General features: G+C 31.3%; 22 protein-coding genes. 9 read left to right on the forward strand and 13 right to left on the reverse strand.

The window, feature by feature from the left end:
• Positions 1–36: 36 nt before the first annotated feature.
• Positions 37–1,266 carry an MFS transporter gene (locus tag HX049_RS10330; protein ID WP_286415728.1) on the forward strand — a complete coding sequence of 410 codons (1,230 nt, stop codon included), beginning with the start codon at positions 37–39 and terminating at the stop codon, positions 1,264–1,266.
• Between the two features lie 39 nt (positions 1,267–1,305).
• Here HX049_RS10330 and HX049_RS10335 read toward each other — a convergent pair whose 3' ends face one another.
• From HX049_RS10335 to HX049_RS10385, 11 genes are all read right to left on the reverse strand, one after another.
• A complete protein-coding gene (locus HX049_RS10335; RefSeq protein ID WP_286415729.1) occupies positions 1,306–1,839 on the reverse strand; it encodes a DUF4303 domain-containing protein in 534 nt (177 codons plus the stop codon).
• 15 nt (positions 1,840–1,854) lie between these two features.
• Positions 1,855–2,466: an SMI1/KNR4 family protein gene (locus HX049_RS10340; RefSeq protein WP_286415730.1), complete on the reverse strand. Its 612-nt coding sequence runs from the start codon at positions 2,464–2,466 to the stop codon at positions 1,855–1,857.
• Positions 2,444–3,112, reverse strand: coding sequence for a hypothetical protein (locus tag HX049_RS10345; RefSeq protein ID WP_286415731.1), 669 nt, complete (start codon positions 3,110–3,112; stop codon positions 2,444–2,446). Before HX049_RS10345 ends, HX049_RS10340 begins: the two co-directional genes overlap by 23 nt.
• A gap of 216 nt (positions 3,113–3,328) precedes the next feature.
• Positions 3,329–3,976: a DUF4240 domain-containing protein gene (locus HX049_RS10350; RefSeq protein WP_286415732.1), complete on the reverse strand. Its 648-nt coding sequence runs from the start codon at positions 3,974–3,976 to the stop codon at positions 3,329–3,331.
• A gap of 71 nt (positions 3,977–4,047) precedes the next feature.
• Positions 4,048–4,635 carry a hypothetical protein gene (locus HX049_RS10355; protein WP_286415733.1) on the reverse strand — a complete coding sequence of 196 codons (588 nt, stop codon included), beginning with the start codon at positions 4,633–4,635 and terminating at the stop codon, positions 4,048–4,050.
• Positions 4,636–4,721: 86 nt separating this feature from the next.
• Positions 4,722–5,288, reverse strand: a complete 567-nt coding sequence (locus HX049_RS10360) for a hypothetical protein (protein WP_286415734.1) — start codon at positions 5,286–5,288, stop codon at positions 4,722–4,724.
• Between the two features lie 389 nt (positions 5,289–5,677).
• Positions 5,678–6,967, reverse strand: a complete 1,290-nt coding sequence (kynU, locus tag HX049_RS10365) for a kynureninase (protein WP_286415735.1) — start codon at positions 6,965–6,967, stop codon at positions 5,678–5,680.
• Positions 6,968–7,097: 130 nt separating this feature from the next.
• Positions 7,098–8,045 carry a hypothetical protein gene (locus tag HX049_RS10370; protein ID WP_286415736.1) on the reverse strand — a complete coding sequence of 316 codons (948 nt, stop codon included), beginning with the start codon at positions 8,043–8,045 and terminating at the stop codon, positions 7,098–7,100.
• 12 nt (positions 8,046–8,057) lie between these two features.
• Positions 8,058–9,062, reverse strand: coding sequence for a metal-dependent hydrolase (locus HX049_RS10375; protein WP_286415737.1), 1,005 nt, complete (start codon positions 9,060–9,062; stop codon positions 8,058–8,060).
• A 161-nt stretch (positions 9,063–9,223) separates the two neighbouring features.
• Positions 9,224–9,703: an Lrp/AsnC family transcriptional regulator gene (locus tag HX049_RS10380; protein ID WP_006258948.1), complete on the reverse strand. Its 480-nt coding sequence runs from the start codon at positions 9,701–9,703 to the stop codon at positions 9,224–9,226.
• Positions 9,704–9,791: 88 nt separating this feature from the next.
• A complete protein-coding gene (locus tag HX049_RS10385; RefSeq protein WP_286415738.1) occupies positions 9,792–10,991 on the reverse strand; it encodes a M14 family metallopeptidase in 1,200 nt (399 codons plus the stop codon).
• A 256-nt stretch (positions 10,992–11,247) separates the two neighbouring features.
• Here HX049_RS10385 and HX049_RS10390 point away from each other — a divergent pair, with 256 nt between their 5' ends.
• The 6 genes from HX049_RS10390 to HX049_RS10415 all read left to right on the forward strand — a co-directional run bounded on the left by HX049_RS10390 (position 11,248) and on the right by HX049_RS10415 (position 16,001).
• On the forward strand, positions 11,248–11,766 hold the full coding sequence (locus HX049_RS10390) for a helix-turn-helix domain-containing protein (RefSeq protein WP_286415739.1): 519 nt from the start codon (positions 11,248–11,250) through the stop codon (positions 11,764–11,766).
• 79 nt (positions 11,767–11,845) lie between these two features.
• Positions 11,846–12,514: a spermidine synthase gene (locus tag HX049_RS10395; RefSeq protein WP_286415740.1), complete on the forward strand. Its 669-nt coding sequence runs from the start codon at positions 11,846–11,848 to the stop codon at positions 12,512–12,514.
• Positions 12,515–12,601: 87 nt separating this feature from the next.
• Positions 12,602–13,720 (forward strand): GTP cyclohydrolase, encoded by a 1,119-nt coding sequence (locus HX049_RS10400; RefSeq protein WP_286415741.1) that lies wholly within the window; start codon positions 12,602–12,604, stop codon positions 13,718–13,720.
• A gap of 419 nt (positions 13,721–14,139) precedes the next feature.
• Entirely contained in the window at positions 14,140–14,583 is a 444-nt protein-coding gene (locus HX049_RS10405) for a GNAT family N-acetyltransferase (protein ID WP_286415742.1), read from the forward strand.
• A 4-nt stretch (positions 14,584–14,587) separates the two neighbouring features.
• Complete coding sequence (locus HX049_RS10410) at positions 14,588–15,667, forward strand: alanine racemase (RefSeq protein WP_286415743.1); 1,080 nt, start codon at positions 14,588–14,590, stop codon at positions 15,665–15,667.
• Between the two features lie 94 nt (positions 15,668–15,761).
• A complete protein-coding gene (locus tag HX049_RS10415; RefSeq protein WP_286415744.1) occupies positions 15,762–16,001 on the forward strand; it encodes a Sec-independent protein translocase subunit TatA/TatB in 240 nt (79 codons plus the stop codon).
• A 53-nt stretch (positions 16,002–16,054) separates the two neighbouring features.
• Here the strand turns inward: HX049_RS10415 and HX049_RS10420 are convergent, their stop codons facing one another.
• Positions 16,055–16,738, reverse strand: a complete 684-nt coding sequence (locus HX049_RS10420; protein WP_286415745.1) for a phosphoribosylaminoimidazolesuccinocarboxamide synthase — start codon at positions 16,736–16,738, stop codon at positions 16,055–16,057.
• 161 nt (positions 16,739–16,899) lie between these two features.
• Positions 16,900–17,634 (reverse strand): OmpA family protein, encoded by a 735-nt coding sequence (locus tag HX049_RS10425; protein ID WP_286415746.1) that lies wholly within the window; start codon positions 17,632–17,634, stop codon positions 16,900–16,902.
• A 409-nt stretch (positions 17,635–18,043) separates the two neighbouring features.
• On the opposite strand from HX049_RS10425, the gene HX049_RS10430 reads away from it, so the two are divergent.
• Together HX049_RS10430 and HX049_RS10435 are read left to right on the forward strand one after the other, a co-directional pair.
• Entirely contained in the window at positions 18,044–18,283 is a 240-nt protein-coding gene (locus HX049_RS10430; protein WP_286415747.1) for a hypothetical protein, read from the forward strand.
• A 355-nt stretch (positions 18,284–18,638) separates the two neighbouring features.
• Positions 18,639–18,866 carry a hypothetical protein gene (locus HX049_RS10435; protein ID WP_286415748.1) on the forward strand — a complete coding sequence of 76 codons (228 nt, stop codon included), beginning with the start codon at positions 18,639–18,641 and terminating at the stop codon, positions 18,864–18,866.
• The last annotated feature ends 84 nt before the right edge of the window (positions 18,867–18,950 follow it).

Raw genomic sequence — 18,950 nt, forward strand, 5'->3', positions numbered from 1 at the left:
TATTTAAATAAACTAAGGAGGAAGATATATCTCACTATGACAAGAACATCAAATCAAGGTTTTACTAAATATGAAAAAATCGTTATTTTCATACTAGCTATCACACAATTCACTGTTATTTTAGACTTTATGGTTATGGCTCCTCTAGGAGATCTCTTACTAAAGAGCTTATCTATGTCCACAAAAGATTTTGGAATAGCTGTATCAGCTTATGCTTTTAGCGCTGGAGCAGCAGGATTACTGACTGCAGGTTTTGCAGATAAGTTTGATAGAAAGAAACTATTATTGTTCTTCTACATTGGCTTTATCATTGGAACCCTATTCTGTGGTTTAGCAAACTCTTATGAGACACTCGTATTTGCTCGCATCTTTACAGGACTATTTGGAGGAGTGATAGGTTCTATCTCTATGGCTATTGTGACAGATATTTTTAGTCTACATCAGAGAGGTCGTGTAATGGGGTTTATACAAATGGGGTTCGGTGCAAGTCAAGTACTCGGTATTCCTATTGGGCTATATATTGCTAACAAGTGGTTTTGGGAAGCTCCTTTCTTCATGATTGTAGGACTATCTATCCTTATAGCTATTGCTATAGCGATGTATTTAAAACCTGTGAAAGATCATCTAACTCTGCAACCTCAAAAAAACGTTATTGCACATCTGTGGAATACAGTTAAAAATAAAGATTATAGAATAGGATTTATGTCTATCACCATGTTATCCGTAGGAGGATTTATGATGATGCCGTTCGGGACTATCTTTGCAGTCAATAACCTAGGTGTTCACCCTGATCAATTACCTATCCTCTTTATGATATCAGGAGTTACTTCATTAACGCTTATGCCATTTATAGGTAAATTAAGTGATAGAATGAGTAAATTTAAACTATTTGCTTTTGCCTCTATTTGGTTAATGGTTGTAAGTGTAATATACACAAACTTCTTTCAGATCCCTTTTTGGTTAGTTATTATGACTAACATCTTTATGATGATTGGGATTATGAGTCGTATGGTTCCTTCATCAGCTCTTAATAGTGCTGTACCTGATACAGCGGACAGAGGGGCTTATATGAGTATCACATCTTCTCTACAGCAAATATCTGGAGGTATAGCCGCTGCTATCGCAGGGCTAATTGTTTACCAAGAGCATGATAACAGCCCACTTATCAATTACAATATTGTGGCCTATGTGCTTGTGCTTGTCTCTACTATAAGTATTATCTTAATGAGTAGAGTTAATAAGTTAGTACGCAAACGAACTTTATAAAACAAAACAAGGGAAGTAAGTTACTTCCCTTGTTTTGTTTTATACTTCCATACTACGAGTACGCTCTTCTTGTAATAAGCTTTCTTCTTCCTCTTCATCAGCATCTATTTCAGTAACCAATGTCCATATCTCAGGTGTTACTTTTAAATACTGTGATAGAAGATGCTCTCTTTCTATCCTTACCATTACCCTTCTTAAACTACTAAGGAAGCCATTAGTAAAATCATCGAACTTATACTGATCTTCTAAATCCTGTACAATACTGTGATATGCATCTTCTATAGGCTCATAAAGACGAGCACCAAGATCTCTAAGCTCTAAAACATAATCTTCTACAACTTCATAAGTCCAATCTGGTGGGTAATACTTTCGCTCTCTATTCAGCACATCAGTGTCTAAACTCAATAATACATATCCATTATAAGCACTACAGTTAAAAGCAAAAGAACAAAAGATCTCTTCTTTTAAAGTAGACTGACCGATTAACTCAAGTGATTCTTTTACATAATTATATACAGACTCTTCGAAGTTATACTGTTTTTCGAAAGTTTTCCAATTATTTATTTCTATCATTCCAATTGTTTTATTTTAATATCTCCATTTACGAACTAGGTCTTCTCCTATCAGCTCATCAACTATTTGTTCTGTCCATTGATCCACTTTATCCTGCCCTACTTCTCCAAATAAATCTGCTTGCGCAAAAACCAAACACCCTTTTAAATAATCATCAAAATGACTAAACATCTTTGTCAAATAGGGTTGACTATCATGATCAAAATAATAGATCTCTTTAGTCTCTTTATGAAAACAGAACATATTCCCATTACCTAGATAATCACTAAAAGTAATTAAGTAAGGTAACACAGATAAGTCCTCCGGGGTGAAACTAGGTCCGTATTCTGGGTGAGGTTCCCATATTTTTATAAGATAGTCTATTTCGTCAAAGCTGAGTAACTGTTCGCCTATATCAGCTAACCCAAATACCTTATAGAATTCCTTTAAAGAATTTGGTAAACTGGTTTCTATTCTTGCTTCTAATAGTCGTATTTCCTCTTCTGATTTGGGGTCTACTAAATCATTTGACCAATTATCAGCTAAGGACTCAATGATCAGCCTAGTCTTATCTTTCCATAAAGGATCACCTATTTTAGTAAAAGGAATGATGATATCTTCCTTCTTATCTATACATAATGTTATCATTTGGTCTAAAGAATACGGTTATCAAATAAAATAATACTCCCTCTTCATCTCTAAACTGTGTAATCCAGTGTCCCCATGTCTCTTGTCCTATCTCTAATTTATTACCAAAACTATCTGTATACTTCCATTTGTCAAAGATATCTTTCTTTAAACTAGCACTTTCTCTACCAGACTTATAGTTATAGTCACCCATTAAATCTTTTCCAATAGAATACTTAATCCCTCTTTTCTTGTCTTCATAAATTTTATTCCCAAAAAGATCTGTACCGTATTCAATCTTATTTCCTTGGTTATCTTTTATCGTCACTTTTCCAAACATATCCACCTCATAAGTTGCTGTATAACGATTAGTATACTTATACTTCTTAACTAAGTCCATTAAGAACAACTGCTGTAACTCGTCATCCTCGAGAATCCCGCTGTATTCTAGGTTTAGATACTCTTTTGAGAATTCTATTTTATTTCTATTATTATCCGAAAAATCTAAACCTCCAAAAAAGGACTTTTCTAACTGAGCATCATATCTATTATGCGAATAAGTCCAATCTTCTCTATAATTTTTCTCTATTTTTTGAGCTTGTGCTTCTGTAGCCACAAATAACAAACCTGCTATAAACAAACTCCTAAACAATGTCTTTCCTTTCATATTTACCTTTTGCTATTTAAGCCCAGGTTATGCATTAACCAAATACTACAAAATAATTCTACTTCATAACTCTTTCATTAGCTCTAAAACCACACAATAATATGCTTAGCTCACTAATTCAGATCTATTTTTATAACTACTTGATTTATTTGCCTATCACATAACTTGGGTTAAAAAAAGAAGTATAAAGCATCTATGCTCTATACTTCTTTTATTTTATTCTTCTACATCAGAACGTACATCACATATTTCTTCTACAAGCTCAGGATACATCTTATGTAGTGCTGTTCCTCCTTTTACCTCTCTATTCATCTTCACATCTACATCATCATAGTTTACTACATCTGGAAAAGATTCATAAATAGCATCTCTAATCTCTTCAGACTCTTCGATACCTGTCATTTCTTCATTAGCTAAGTCTGCTACATAAAGTAACTCTTCTGCATCACACTCTCCAATGTCAAAACTATATTCTCCATTTACAAAGTTCTGAATATCACTTATGATTTCTTCTACGAAGTCTTTTCCTTTAAGTAATAACCAACATCTAAAATAGATAAATGCATCATCAGAAATCGTATCATCGAAATCTATAACACCTTCTTCTACATCAAAGTCATTATTCAAGACGATGTACAGCTCTGCTATTTCTGCAGTGTACAATCTATGTAATTGTTGTTGCATTACTTTCTCAAAAACGATTAAATGATCTTTGTCTGTTTTACTTAATAAATCAATCATTTGATCGATGTGTTGATCTTGGTCATATTCTTCCCAATCAAAGTCTTTTACATCATTAGACTCATCTATAATCTTCCAAAAGAAGTTGTCTTGTTCTTGTTGTGTTGCTTTTAGAATACTCATTTCTGTATATTTTTAAGGTTCTTGTTCTATTTATAAATTTAGATAATATTATCTATTGGATTTTGTTTTACTCAATATTTATTTGCCTTCCAGTTTTTATCAAATTTTCTTTTCTCAAAAAAGATATTTCCTATACTTAGTTTTATTTTATCTCTTATGAGATGTCTTCTATATATGGATGGTTCAAAATGATAATCATCATACGCTAGACAAAAAGCAATAAGTAATTCTTGATTAACATCATTATTGGCAATCATAAAATAATTATCAGCATAACTAATACTTATTCTTTCCTTATCCCACCAAGCGATTTGCTTCCTATTTTCAAAAATAGAGCACTTTAGTCCACGATGAGCATAAATATCATAGACCTTATAATTATAGTGACATTGATAGTGAGTTTTCCAATAAGAGAGCATTTCTAACCTCGCTGTATTCCCATGCTGATCTGTTAAGACATATTTTGCAGGCTTAAACAGACCTGTGCCTTCTCCTCTTCTAATATTAAAAACAGGTATATCACTAGTCGTTGAAAACAAATTAATATCTACAAAATCGCTATCTACATTCTGTTCTGCGTAAAATCTCTTCTCCTTATTGATGAATCCTTTGTACTTAATCAAATGGTAATCTACCAATTGGTCTACTTCTATAACCATTATTCATCTTTGTGTTTGACTCTATAAAACTAAAGATAAAAAGGCTCTTAACACTAGTGTTAAGAGCCTTTTTATCCTAAAATGCTTTATTTATTTTTATTGTTAGGTTTCCATTGCTTATCAAAACTTCTGTTTTGAAAGATTAAGTTACCTAAATCATAATTAAACACCCCTTTATCTTGAGATTTATAAGTATAATTGTCATAAGCCAAACAACAAGCAATTAATACTTGTTCATTAATATCATCATCTGCTATAATTTGATAATTATCTCCATCAAACCAAGAAACTGCTTGTTTATCCCACCATGCTACTTGCTTTCCATTTATAAAAACAGAACACTTTCGCCCTCGATGTGCATAGATATCATATACTTTATGTTGGTAAGTACATTGATAATGAGTCTTCCAATAAGACTTCATCTCTAATATAGCTTCCTTTCCTTGACTATCTGTTAGTACATAGGTAGGGTACAATAGAAAAAACTTCTTTTTAACCTTAAAGACTTGTTCATTGATTGTTTCTGCAAACAAATTCACTTCTGCAAACAACTTAAAAAGCTTTTGCTTTCCATAATACTTCTTTTCTCCATCAATAAATATGTCATAGTGACTCCCAATAGAGATTTTATGTTGATTAATATCGATAATCATTCAGTAAATAATTTCTAATTCTATTGTAAAAGTAAAAAGAAAAGACGCTCCAAATACTATTAAAAAGTCTTTTTCTATAATACAACCTCAGTTTGATTAAACAGAATCGAGTAACACTGTTATTTTAAAACAATGTCAATATGTATAAATAATAAGCTCGTTTGGCTTGCACATTCTAGGGGTTTTCTTGCCCAGAAGGCCTCTTTGTCGAAGAAAGGTGCAAGAACACCTCTAGCGATCTCCTAGCACGTCAGTACAACCCTATCTCTAGTATCGCTATAAATACTAAGAATAAAAAGATTCATTACCTTATTATTTATAAATAGAATCCTTGAGTATTTCACTCCTTATTTAATGGATAAAGAACTAATTATAGATCAAACACAGTTTTAAACCACTATCGCTCTTTCATTACTAAAGTTATTCCATTGCTGGTCTTGCCCGATTACTTCTAACACTTCAATCAATGTATAGACTTCTTCATATGAATTATACAAGGCTATAGGGGCAAGACGAATTACATTAGGCTCTCTATAATCAGGAATAATATTATGATGTTTTAATGCTAAACAAATTCTATAAGCTTCATCATGTACTAAAGCTACATGCCCTCCACGTTTATGATCTTCTGTTTCGTTATTATAGGTGTACCCGTATACCTTAAGGCGACTATCAATTAGGTACATCATATAAGCAGTTAGATTTAGAGATTTAGCTCGAATATGCTTCATCCCTGCCTCTTCATAAATATTTAATACTCCTTCTAATGGTGCCATCGAAAAGATATTAGGCGTACCTGTCTGAAATGCTGTTATATCCGCAGCTTGTTCAAACTCATGGTTTAACTGAAACTGTGTTTCGTCTTTATTACCAAACCACCCTGCTAATCCTACAGTCTTATTAAAGTGTTTTTTGTTCACATAAATTCCTGCTGTAGAACCAGGGCCTGCTGATAGGTACTTATAATTACACCAGATAGCAAAATCAAGTTGAATAACCTCAAAATCATGTGCTACTGCTCCAATAGAATGACATAGGTCAAAGCCGATATAAATACCGCGTTTATGAGCTTCTTTAGTCAGTCTCTCCATATCTAAAAGTTGAGCACTTCTATATAAGACTGACGGCAATAAGATAATAGCTACATCCGGAGTCATCGCTTCTATCACTGCGTCCTCGTCAATAAACACTCCATCTGCACTCTCCACAACTTTTAGAACTTCCTCTACCTTCATGCCTTTTAGTGCTATCTGACTATCTACAGCATATCTATCTGTAGGGAAGTTTAGATCATCTACTAGTATTTTATAACGTTCTTTAGTTGGTTTCCAAAACGTAGCGATCACTTGGTGTATATTAAGTGTTGTATTAGCTGTGATCATTACCTCATTCTCCTCTGCATTAATTAAACGCCCTACTCTATTACCTAGGTTTTTGCCATAGTTAAAATAATGTCCGTTCTCTACATTCCAGATTAGAATACCTTCGTTCTTCCACACCTCCATTACTTGAAGTAAAGCCTGTTCTGCATCTTTAGAAGCTAGTCCTAGAGAATTACCATCCATATAGATCTTATTATCTGCTAAAGGGAAGAATCTCTCTCTAAACCTATATAATACATCTGCTTTATCAAGTGCTTTCGCTTGTTCTATACCTGGTTGAAAATCTTTATTTGCCATTGCTACGTTGTTTTTATTAACTGCAAATAACAACTATAAAAGAAAAAAAACTTTTGAATCCGTGTCTAATAGCGAAACAAGAAATCTCATTCTTGTCTATTTTTACAAAAAAAGAGCAATCACTTGTTCTTTATATATTTTTAAGAATTGCTCTCTGCTTATTTAAGTAAGCTACTTTCTCCAATTCTCCCGATAAACTAATCAAGGTAGAAGTTCGTTTTATCATGCTAATACGATGTTCTTGTGCCTTATTAAAGGCTGGATCAAACGATAAAATACTATTGGGACTATTCAAGTAAACTATGGTTGCTTCTAATCCATCCGATTTTAAATAACTATGAGAAATATCTAAACCTAGATAAGATAGATAGAGCTCTATCTCTTTATCCTTATACTTTCCTGTACTTCCTATTAAACTTAGTAGATCTAATACTTCATTAAGCTCATGTTGTATTAGCGTTTTTTCTTCATCTGTCAACGTATTGATTCTATAAAAATAGACTATATCATATACTAAAGTATTTAAAATATCTGGAGCTAAGTATAAAGTAAGTTTAAAGCTCTCTAAAGCTTGCCAATACTTCCGTTGAATTTGCTTAATCGCTGAGGTAATCTCTATTTTATCAAACGAAGTAGAAATCAGAGCTCCTTGATTTAATTCTATCTTCATTAGACGAAGCTTCATCAAGCTCTCAGAAGCTAAATATAGAAGCTCTGGGAGCTCTTTACATGCTATGTGAAGTGTATGCTTGCTTTTTTGTTCAAACCCCTCCAAAACGTTTAATTCTGCCTCCATCATTCTGATATAAACTCGCTCTAAAGAATCTCCTTCAGAAACTCTAAGATTACAAGTAATCTTATCTCCACCTTCTCTAATGATTAAAGAAGTAAGATTAATATTCATGGCTTTAGCAATAGTAACTACTTCTGTCAAAGTAAACTCTACCTCTCCTCTGATTCTTCTATAACAAGCTTCCTTACCTAAATGAATCAGTTCAGAAATAAAATCAACTAACTTAGCCCCCTGAGGAAGTTGCTCTGATATAATATGAATAAAATGTTTTTGATATAAGTTCATAATCATTCCTTTCTAAATACCCCATATTCTAGTCCACAATTTCTTTAGCAAGAGTAAACCGTCTTTACGTTCCTTTTTTACCTCTTCTACTTGTAATTCTCCTTTATCATCTAAATAGAATCTATAGCTAAAAGCAAACTGTACTTCTTCACCTTCATTTTTCAGTAAACCAAAGCGCAAGTCATTAAAATAGATTTCATCCTTCTTTTCAGAGAAAGTATAATACCCTTCACTAATCTTTACCAATCGAACAATTAGTGGATGAGTCTCTAAAGACTTTATCAATGTGTGGTTTTTAGGAAACTCCTGGAAAGTAATAAGAGATTTGTCAAAGAAAGAATACTCTCCTATTAAAAAAGAGCTGTCTGTTTCTACTATTGCATTCCACAGTATCGTATTCATCACTGTAGGCTTTACAGACATTTCTGTATACTTAATTCCTTGACGGTCTAATGCATCCGTAAAACTATAAAAAGCAAACGCTTTTAATGTCAACGTTACAAATAGATAGAATGAACTCACATAGAACCCCATTCTATTATAATACATCCTTTTATCCAGATTTGACTTTTCTCGCATCGAACGTATTAGGAAATAAGCAAAAGGTAAAGTATATAACGGATCTATCACAAAAATAGACTTGAACGCAAAAGAATAATCAAGAGGCCAAAACAGTCGTGTGCCCCATGTGGTAAACATATCTAAAAGAGCGTGAGTAAAGAACCCCCAGAAGAAAAGCCAAAACCCCTCCTCATAGGTTACTTTATTCTTCTTTTCTATATAATAAAGTAAATACCCAAATAATATGGCTCCGAAACAAGCAAATAGAATAGAGTGTGTAAATCCACGATGCAATTCTACAGCAGTTATAGGATCTGTAAAGAACATAGCTAAAATGTCTAAGTCAGGTATCGTACCTGCTATCGCTCCATATAAAACTGCTCTATTGCCTATCTTACGTCCGATAATAGCATTCCCAACAGCTGCTCCTAGTACAATTTGAGTTAACGAGTCCATATTTTTTTGTGTTAAGTTACAAAGAAAATGAAAAGTGTTCTGAAAAGCTAACCTAAACAATGAAGAAATAAAGGAAATATCGGATTCTCTTAATATGATAAATACAAAAAAAAAAGAGGATATCATGATATCCTCTTTTCTATATTATAAACACACAGTTCTTATAATTCTTTAAAGATAGTGTGCATTAAACGTTTTTTATCATTGATACTTTCTTCTAAAGAAATCATTGATTCAGTTCTGTAAACTCCTTCAATGTCATCAATCATATAAATAACTTCTTTTGCGTGACGTGTATTTTTTGCTCTAATTTTACAGAAAACATTAAATTTACCTGTAGTAACGTGAGCTACTGTTACGAAAGGAATTTCATTAATACGCTCTAATACAAACTTAGTTTGTGAAGTATTATGTAAAAAGATTCCAATGTATGCAATAAAAGCATATCCTAATTTTTCGTAATCTAATGTTAAAGAAGATCCTTGGATAATACCTGCATCTTCCATTTTCTTAACACGAACGTGAACAGTACCTGCTGAGATTAATAGTTTTTTTGCTATATCAGTGAAAGGAACTCTCGTATTGTCAATCAACATATCTAAGATTTGGTGATCGATTTCATCTAAACGAAATTTACTCATAAATCAATTATTTATCTTATTATAATCTATAATTCTGTACAATAATACTAAATAAAATTTACATTTTTTGGAAAAAAAATAAACTTTATTATTTTTTTAATAAATAATTAACCTCTCGCCCACCTAACTCTACAACATCAGTTAATATTTTATCTATCGCATCTTCTGTATTTTTAATACTCTCTAAAAAAAACAAGTTTTCCTTGACACGTTGATGGACAAATTTACTTTCTTTTTTAATAATATCAACAATAATGGGATAAAATTTAACATTATTACTTTCTAATTGCTCTAAATATTGAATTTTCACAATATAATCTTCTCCGGTTTCTTTTAATGTAACCCCCTCAATTGCAATATCATTAAAGTTTTTATGATTTTCTGGTATACTTATATATGATTCTATTGTATTATCTGTGTAATTTTTATTAATCAACGCGGAAACTGATATTAAAAGACTCCTAAAAACAATATTTCTACTATATTCTCTATCATAATCCCCCTGATAATGTCCTGCTTCAAATAATATAGTAGGTATTCCCTGTGCTTGACAATAATCACCAATACAATTTATATTAAAACCATCATCAAACCTTCCTACCTGTCCAGGAATAACCTTTTGAAGCTCTTCATTCATCACTACGATTAATCTGATTGCTTCTAAACGATTATCATTAACTTCTCTCTCCTCATTATAAGAAGGTGCTAAAAAAGATATTGTAGCAGGCTTACCTGTATCTCCTACACCAAATATAGTTCGTTGATCATGTAAGTTAAAAGCATAGTCTGGCGTATACTCTTCTAACAAGGTTCTAAGTAATCTACTTTCTGGTTGAGTAAGGTTAATAGAGTCTCTATTAAGGTCAACTTGATTCGCATTTACACGAGTATAATAATGAGCTCCATCAGGGTTTAAAATAGGGACTATATAAAAGGTAAACTTAGTATACCACTCTTTAATAAAACTCTCTTTTTCTTGATTAAGTAAATGAAGAAAATCCAGTACTGCTTTTGTTGTTGTAGATTCATTTCCGTGCATCTGAGACCACATAAAAATGCGTGTAGTTCCCACACCCCAAGTTACTGTTTTTATCGATCTCCCTTCTACTGATTTTCCTTTCTCCTCAACTTTGAACTTTTGGTTTAAGTCATTTAAAAAATCACTAATCATGTCAGCTGTCACATATCTACCTGACACACATTTATTCGTATAGTTTTCTACTAAAAAGTTATAGTCCATCCCTTGATTATTATATGATGTTACAAATGTAAATAACTTATCTTTCACATCTGTAAACAATTTAAAGAAGATCCTTGTTTACAAAAGTAACACAATTAAAGCATGACGACTAACACTAACACTTTAGAAGTTTACAAAGCTAAACACGGTTGTTTAATTACTTAATATTCAATACTTAAAATAGCTTTACATGAATATAAACTTCAATATTGTTTACAATTATATTTATGTATACATTTGTAATATAGCAAACAGTATTACATTTGTAAACACTAAAACTATTTACTTCTATAAACAAAATACTATGGATAACTTTGTAAACAGACTTGAATTTATACTTCACAACTATGACTACTCTGCCTCTTCTTTTGCAGACAAAGTTGGTGTGCAAAGATCTAGTTTATCTCATCTTTTGTCAGGTAGAAATAAACCTAGTTTAGACTTTATTTTAAAAATAAATGAAGCTTTTCCTGAGCTAAGTTTGGAATGGTTAATCAAAGGAACAGGTAATTATTTAGAGAAAGACAATACCACTACTATCACTAAAATAATCCAAACTCCTCCTTCTACTCCAATGACTACTCCTTACTCAACGGATCTTTTTTCTAGTGAAAAAGAGGAAGAAATCCCCCCTTCTTTTTCAGAAAAAAAGGAGAGTAAAGTCTCTGAAAAAATGGATCAAATTCAAGAACCAAAACAAGAAAATAGCACTGAGAATATTCTCCCTCCTTTTCCCTTTGGAACAAATAAAGGAGACATAGAACAAGTGGTTATTTTTTATAAAGACGGAACATTTAGCCAGTTTAAACCACGTGAATTTTAATCCTTATCAAGTATTAAAAATTGCCTCTCTATGTGTCTAATATTTGATTTATCTTTGAAGTAAAGTTGAGCTAGAAAAAATGATAAAGAGAATCCTAAGTTACTTTACTCCTATTATAGAAAAGAAAATCCCCTCAAAAGTTAGTCAGCAATTAGAAGTGACTTGGATAGATGGTCATCTCGTAGTAGACACCAAGCATACTAACTACTCTTATGGAAATTTAGAAAAGGTATTAAAGAATGGACTCAGTTTTATTGGTTTTGAAAAAATCAAAAATATGGACAAGGTGCTTATCCTTGGTCTAGGTGCAGGCGGAGTTTTAAAAACACTAAGAGATGAGGTAAAATACCTTAACGCTATTGATAGTGTTGAACTAGATGAAGCTATTTTATTTATTGGAAAAAAGTACTTCGGTATCGAGCAATACAGTGCAAACCACACTATTCACAATATAGATGCTTTTGAATTTGTCTTGCGTTCTAAAGAACAGTATGATTTAATCATCATAGATATCTTCCAAGATGCTAAAATGCCAGACTTCTTATTTGAACGATATTTTGTTGAGCAAATTCAAAAAATATTGAACCCCAAAGGCTTTATCTTATTTAATACCATTGTATTGACAGAAGAAGATGAAAATCGAAATGAACAGTTTTATACTTTATTTCCTAAAGAAAACTATTCTATCCGTTCTTATCCTAAACAACAAAAATACAATGCACTCCTTACGATAAAGAAACTACAATAGTTACTATACTTTAATTAGATAAACTATGTTTTTCTAATATCACAAATAAGTATCTTTGTAATCCTGAGTTTATAAAAACGAAATAAAATGATTGAAATTAGAGAAGCTAAAACGAATCAAGAAATTAAAGAATTCGTTAAGTTCCCTTTTAAACTATATAAAGACAATAAGTACTGGGTTCCTTCTATGATCAAAGAAGAAATCAAAAGTTTTGATAGAAACAATGATATCTTCAAGACTGTAGATGTTCACTTTTACCTAGCTTATAAAAACAATGAAATCGTAGGACGAGTTGCTTGTTGTATCAACTGGACAGAGGTAAAAGATCTACACAAATCTAAAGTTCGCTTCGGATGGTTAGAAATGATTGATGATATAGAAGTGACCAAAGCTTTAATAGACACTGTGATCGCATTCGGAAAAAGTCAAAATATGGAATATATAGAAGGTCCTATGGGATTCTCTAATATGGATAAGGCAGGAATGCTAACTAAAGGATTTGACTATATAGCCACTATGATAGGATTATACAACTTCGAGTATTATCCAAAACATATGCAGCAACTTGGTTTTACACCTGAGGCTGAATGGCTTGAGTATAAACTCAATATTTCTAAATTCGACAAACCAAAAATAGACAAGATGTCTTCTATTATCAAAACGAGATATAAGGTCAAAGTATTAGAGTTTAAAACAATAAAAGAACTAATGCCTTATGTTGATGAGATGTTTGCTCTATTAAATAAGACTTATGCAGACTTACAAAGCTTTGTTCCTATAGAGTCGTTCCAAGTAGAGCATTATAAAAAGAAGTATTTACAGTTCATTCATCCAGACTATATCTCTTGTATTATGGATGAAAACAATAAAATGATTGCTTTTGCCATTACAATGCCTTCTTTTTCTAGAGCTTTTCAAAAGGCAAATGGGAAACTATTTCCTTTTGGTTTTTGGCATTTACTACAAGCGATTAAGAAAAACAGTCACGCAGAGTTCTATTTAATTGGTGTAGATCCAGAATATAGAAACAAAGGAGTTACTGCAGTAATTTTTGAAGAGATATACAAGTGTTTTACAAAGCACAATATCACATTCGTGGAAACTAATCCCCTATTGGTTGAAAACAATAAGATTCAACAGTTGTGGAAACAATTAGATCCAGAGATTCACAAAGAACGCAAAACATATCGATTAGATATTCAATAAAAATACAAGACTAATAGAACCTACTATTAGTCTTTTTTTATTTATTAACTTTAAAATCGTCTGATAATCAGTATCATTTGTTTTATTATTTATCTCTCTTACTAGATCAGTACTAAATCCTTTATAACAAAGGGCTTACCCCTCTTAGTATAAATAAAAACAAAGTATAGTTATAGCTAATAACAATTACTTTTTATCAATAAAATCTATTTAAACTTGTCAAAACATCAAACTTTTTGTATTTTTACAAAAATCAAATTTATTTAATCAAGCTTATTTAGCTATTTTATTAAAAGAGATATTCCATAGAAACACAATATTCGTTTCTATTTTTTTACTTTCAAATCAAAGGTTTATACCTTTTCTTTTTTGTCTTCATCTTTTCTGTAAAGCCTAAATAAGCATATAAACATTTTTTTATGCTTTCAATTCATAAAATAGACAAACACACCTCTACAAACGAATCACAGATCAAAGAATATGTAGACTTTCTATACATTCATTTAGAACAATATGGTGACGAAAAACAAGATATCGAAAAAGCAATTCACTACGCTCTTTCTTATGATAATAAACCAGGAGGGTTTGTATTAGTTGCCAAAAACCAAGATGCTAAAATTGTTGGTATTACAGTCTTATTAGACACATTAATGGGAGGCTTCATTCCTGAGCATATTCTTGTCTATATTGCAATAGACTCAAGCGTACGTGGTCAAGGTTTAGGAGGCCAATTAATAGACAAACTAAAACAAGAAGCTCATGGATCTATCGCACTACATGTAGATAAAGATAATCCTGCTCAAAACTTATATGAAAGAAAAGGATTTGAGAAAAAATACATAGAAATGAGATTAACAAAATAGGAAGATGGCTTATATAACATTAAATCAAAGTAAATTAAAACACAATTACAACAAACTAGATACCTTATTTCAGGAGAAAGAGATACATTGGGCTGTTGTAGGTAAATTACTTTGTGGTGATGAGACCTTCCTTAGAGAGGTTTTGGTATTAAACCCTCAACAAATATGTGACTCTAGAGTTTCTAATTTAAAAATGATCAAACAAATTGATCCTGCAATAGAAACCATTTATATTAAACCTGCTCCTAATGGCAGTATTGAAGAGATTATTGAATATGCTGATATCAGTTTTAATACAGAACTAGAGACGATAAAACTTCTTTCAGAAGAAGCTCAACGTCAAAACACTGTACATAAAATTGTTATTATGGTAGAACTTGGCGAACTGAGAGAAGGTGTTCTAAGAGAAGAACTAATCGATTTCTATAGCCAAGTCTTTAACCTACCTAATATTGATATTATTGGGCTAGGAACTAATCTTACTTGTATGTATGGTGTATTACCTAATAATGATAAGTTAATACAGCTAACGCTATTTAGAGACTTACTAGAGCTTAAATTTAAAAAACAAATCCCCTATTTATCGGGAGGTGCATCTGTAACTCTTCCTTTAATATTAAATGAAACTATCCCAACAGCTATTAATCACTTTAGAATTGGAGAGACCTTATTTATGGGAACCAATGCCTATGACAATGTAGCTTATCCTGATTTTGAACAGAATATCTTTATGCTTCATGCTGAAATCATTGAGTTATATGAAAAACCAATGATGCCTGAAGGAGAATTCGGTCTGAAAATGACAGGAGAGAAAGTAGAATTAGCTCCAGAATGGGAAAATAGCGTTAATTATCGCGCAATTATAGATCTCGGATTATTAGATATAGAAGAGGATCATATCACTCCTACTAATGCGAAACAACAATTCGTTGGGTCTAGTTCTGATATGATGGTTATGGATCTAGGAGATAATCCTGATAAATTAAAAGTAGGTGACACTATCTCATTCTATATGAGCTATATGGGAATTCTTAGAATTATGAATTCTAATTATGTTGAAAAAAGAGTAATTGGTAAAGAGTAATTCCTTTATTCGTAAATTAAAATCATGTTAAAAAAAATTGATTAAGAATTCTCTTAATTACATTTGTTTTCCTCAATCAAAACATCTTTACAATATGGTTTCAACAATTATCCCATTAGGCGGAGTAGCTCCTTCTGAATTAATAGTTGTTGTTGCAATAGCTTTATTACTTTTTGGTGGAAAGAAAATTCCAGAATTAATGAAGGGACTTGGAACAGGAATTAAAGAATTCAAACAAGCTACAAGAGAAACAAATACAACTAATGCTATTGCAAATGAGCATGCTCAAGAGCCAAAAAGCAATGTTGATTCGACAAACGAACCTATTAAATAAGGGGTTTTAAGCAAAAAAAAGGGATATAGTACATATCCCTTTTTTTTTGCTTCTTATCTCAAGAACTCCTTTTCTAAGTCTAATGGAGCGATATAAACATTGTCCTTATACACTCTCATATTACCTCCAGAAATTTCGTCTATTAAAATAATATCATTTGTAGCTTTATCTCTTCCAAATTCTAATTTGATATCATATAACTCTAAGTTTTTAGTAGCTAATTCATCCTTTATAATTTGGCAAATCTCTTTAGTACGAGATTTTAAAATTGTATATTCTTCTTTTGATAATATACCTAACATTTCTAATGCATCGTCAGAAATAGTTGGATCAGCTCTTTCATCATCTTTAATAGTTACTTCTACGAAGCTATCTAATGGTTGACCCTCTGTACAATAAGCGCCATATCTTCTAAAGAAACTTCCTACCGCTCTATAGCGACAGATTACTTCTAATCCTTTTCCAAAAGGTATAGCCTCTTTTACAACCATTGATACATCCTCTATATCAGCAGAAACATAATGTGTAGGTACATTTTTTTGTGCTAAAACTTCAAAGAAGTGTTTTGTCATTTTTAGTCCACTCTTACCTGCTCCATCGATAGTTAATCCTACTGTATTAGCACCTGGATCGAATACACCATCTTCTCCTGTTACATCATCTTTAAACTTTAAAAGAACTTGATTGTTTGATAGACTATATACATCTTTAGTCTTTCCTTGATACTTTAATGTCATTGTGTGTTAGTGTTGTTATTAAAGCTCAAAAATAAGACAAATGTCCCAACTCTAACTATTTTTCAGAAACTTTATTTATAACAACAATAATCAAAACTAAACAACATAAAAAAAGCTGAAAGTATTCATTACTTTCAGCTTCTTATATTTATACTTATCGTTTAAATAAGGTCAAAATCACATCTTCTATTTTCTGATCTCCCACTTGGATAACTACCTTCTTTAGGTGGTACGTTCTGGTATACAGTTTCAACTAATTTTAATAATCTTGAAGGAGAAATTCCTTTCATGATCATATAATTAATAACTCTATCAGCTCTTCTATCAGCTAACCATTCGTCATATCTAGCATTACCTCTAGTATCAAAATACACGTGCACTCTTACTCTAGCCTCTCTGTTATTATACATATAAGATACTATCTCATCTACAGATGCTTTATTATCAGCATTTAAATAAGAACTATTAAAGTCGTAATAAAAAGAAGGCAACGTAGAGCTGTCATAGTTTTGATTAGAAGTTCTAGATGTATTATAATCCCCACTCGCTATTGTATAGCTCTTATTTTGAGTTTCTTGTACACTCGTTAAACCAAAATTGGCTACTACACCATTGTCCATTTGATTCAGAAGAACCTCTGCTTTACTATAATTCTTTGCTGCTGTAGATACTTTATGAATGTCTGCCATTCTCTTAGGCTCGAATACATAAACCCCATCTGTAGAAGTGTACACTGTAGCAATTCTATCACCCTTATCATTAAAAAACGTTACTTCTCCTTCTGCTATTGGATTATTTGTTTTTTTATCAAATACTCTACCTTCTACTTTCTGAGCAGACATAGACATAAATCCAAATAAAGAAAATCCTAAAGTAATTAATTGTAATTTTTTCATATCATTCAAGTGTAAACAAATAAACATTGTTATAGCTCTTAGACAAAACTACACATTATTTTATAATTTTTAACATTATAGCTCTTTAATTTAAAGCAACGAGCACTGTTTTTGAATTTTAAATAAAAAAAAATCAGTATATCAAAAACAACAATATCTTTTATTGTAATTTAAATTAAAAAAATCAAACATTAAGCTATACTTGTCAGTTATTGTTAATTTACAAAGCCATTATTATTGATTTCACTTTCAAAAAAGAAACATTATTAGTAGTTGTACTTCTAAATAATGAATTCAATAAAAAATCCCTTTATATAGATGAAAATAGTATAAAAAAAACAGTTTTTGAGAATTATTTCAATCAATTATATAATTTTATACCTATACAATATATTTAATTAAGAATATAATGACAGCCGAAGAACTTAATAATATTGCAGAAAATGCTCTTGATGATCAATACAAGAAAATTATAAATCAACTGAAAGAATGTGCTATAAAAGGAAAAAACTCATGTCTCATAACTAATTTACCGATTTCTATCTCAAAAAAATTAAAACAAAAAGGATTTATTATCATTCCTGTCTATAAATACAAATACTTCCTCTTTAAAAAGAAAAAAATAAAGTATTATCTCATCCAATTCTAGGGAGTTTTATAGGCAATCAAAGCTTAACACCTTACTAACATTTTACTAATACATAATCTTAACAATTGGAATAGTGTTTGTCCACTTATTATTAAACACATACACTTCTAAACAATGAGATTCCTACTTATCTTTTTGTCCTGCATCGTTTACAGTTTTGGACAGAAAAAAAAAGACTACCATCACCTCTTATCAAAAGAAAACCCTACAAGAAAAGAATATTGTTCGAATTATAAGAGATTCCGTAGGTAATGAATCTTATCAGTTCCTAATCTAACCTAAAGCTCTTAAAGCTGAAATCGAAGAGTACTTTTCTCCTCATTTTTCTAAAATCACTTCTCCTATACTAACTATCTTGAAGCATAATAATCTATACTATTTTGTTTCTAAAAGTAAAGATTACACACTTGCTTCTCTTGCTCATCTAGTTTCCATACCTCGTGTAGAAGGTGAATATCTAATCTATGGAAGTAACCATTGTATTACACCTAATGACAAGACTATCTGTTACCCTTCTTCAGACGGAACCTCTTGTACAGAGAGACAACCGCCTTGTATAAAACTGATAACAAAGAAAAACTAATAAATACTATATTCTCTTTTTCATTGTACCTTTGATTGAACTTTTAAATCTAGTCTATACCTTATCTAAAGATGAAGTGTAGAC

It is taken from the genome of Myroides odoratimimus, assembly GCF_030326305.1.
Taxonomy (GTDB): Bacteria; Bacteroidota; Bacteroidia; order Flavobacteriales; family Flavobacteriaceae; genus Flavobacterium; species Flavobacterium odoratimimum_A.

Bases quoted from the DNA above. Each gene is read 5' to 3' on its own strand.
- HX049_RS10330 (WP_286415728.1), top strand. From the start codon at position 37: ATGACAAGAACATCAAATCAAGGTTTTACTAAATATGAAAAAATCGTT.
- HX049_RS10335 (WP_286415729.1), bottom strand. From the start codon at position 1,839: ATGATAGAAATAAATAATTGGAAAACTTTCGAAAAACAGTATAACTTC.
- HX049_RS10340 (WP_286415730.1), bottom strand. From the start codon at position 2,466: ATGATAACATTATGTATAGATAAGAAGGAAGATATCATCATTCCTTTT.
- HX049_RS10345 (WP_286415731.1), bottom strand. From the start codon at position 3,112: ATGAAAGGAAAGACATTGTTTAGGAGTTTGTTTATAGCAGGTTTGTTA.
- HX049_RS10350 (WP_286415732.1), bottom strand. From the start codon at position 3,976: ATGAGTATTCTAAAAGCAACACAACAAGAACAAGACAACTTCTTTTGG.
- HX049_RS10355 (WP_286415733.1), bottom strand. From the start codon at position 4,635: ATGGTTATAGAAGTAGACCAATTGGTAGATTACCATTTGATTAAGTAC.
- HX049_RS10360 (WP_286415734.1), bottom strand. From the start codon at position 5,288: ATGATTATCGATATTAATCAACATAAAATCTCTATTGGGAGTCACTAT.
- kynU (WP_286415735.1), bottom strand. From the start codon at position 6,967: ATGGCAAATAAAGATTTTCAACCAGGTATAGAACAAGCGAAAGCACTT.
- HX049_RS10370 (WP_286415736.1), bottom strand. From the start codon at position 8,045: ATGAACTTATATCAAAAACATTTTATTCATATTATATCAGAGCAACTT.
- HX049_RS10375 (WP_286415737.1), bottom strand. From the start codon at position 9,062: ATGGACTCGTTAACTCAAATTGTACTAGGAGCAGCTGTTGGGAATGCT.
- HX049_RS10380 (WP_006258948.1), bottom strand. From the start codon at position 9,703: ATGAGTAAATTTCGTTTAGATGAAATCGATCACCAAATCTTAGATATG.
- HX049_RS10390 (WP_286415739.1), top strand. From the start codon at position 11,248: ATGGATAACTTTGTAAACAGACTTGAATTTATACTTCACAACTATGAC.
- HX049_RS10395 (WP_286415740.1), top strand. From the start codon at position 11,846: ATGATAAAGAGAATCCTAAGTTACTTTACTCCTATTATAGAAAAGAAA.
- HX049_RS10400 (WP_286415741.1), top strand. From the start codon at position 12,602: ATGATTGAAATTAGAGAAGCTAAAACGAATCAAGAAATTAAAGAATTC.
- HX049_RS10405 (WP_286415742.1), top strand. From the start codon at position 14,140: ATGCTTTCAATTCATAAAATAGACAAACACACCTCTACAAACGAATCA.
- HX049_RS10410 (WP_286415743.1), top strand. From the start codon at position 14,588: ATGGCTTATATAACATTAAATCAAAGTAAATTAAAACACAATTACAAC.
- HX049_RS10415 (WP_286415744.1), top strand. From the start codon at position 15,762: ATGGTTTCAACAATTATCCCATTAGGCGGAGTAGCTCCTTCTGAATTA.
- HX049_RS10420 (WP_286415745.1), bottom strand. From the start codon at position 16,738: ATGACATTAAAGTATCAAGGAAAGACTAAAGATGTATATAGTCTATCA.
- HX049_RS10425 (WP_286415746.1), bottom strand. From the start codon at position 17,634: ATGAAAAAATTACAATTAATTACTTTAGGATTTTCTTTATTTGGATTT.
- HX049_RS10430 (WP_286415747.1), top strand. From the start codon at position 18,044: ATGACAGCCGAAGAACTTAATAATATTGCAGAAAATGCTCTTGATGAT.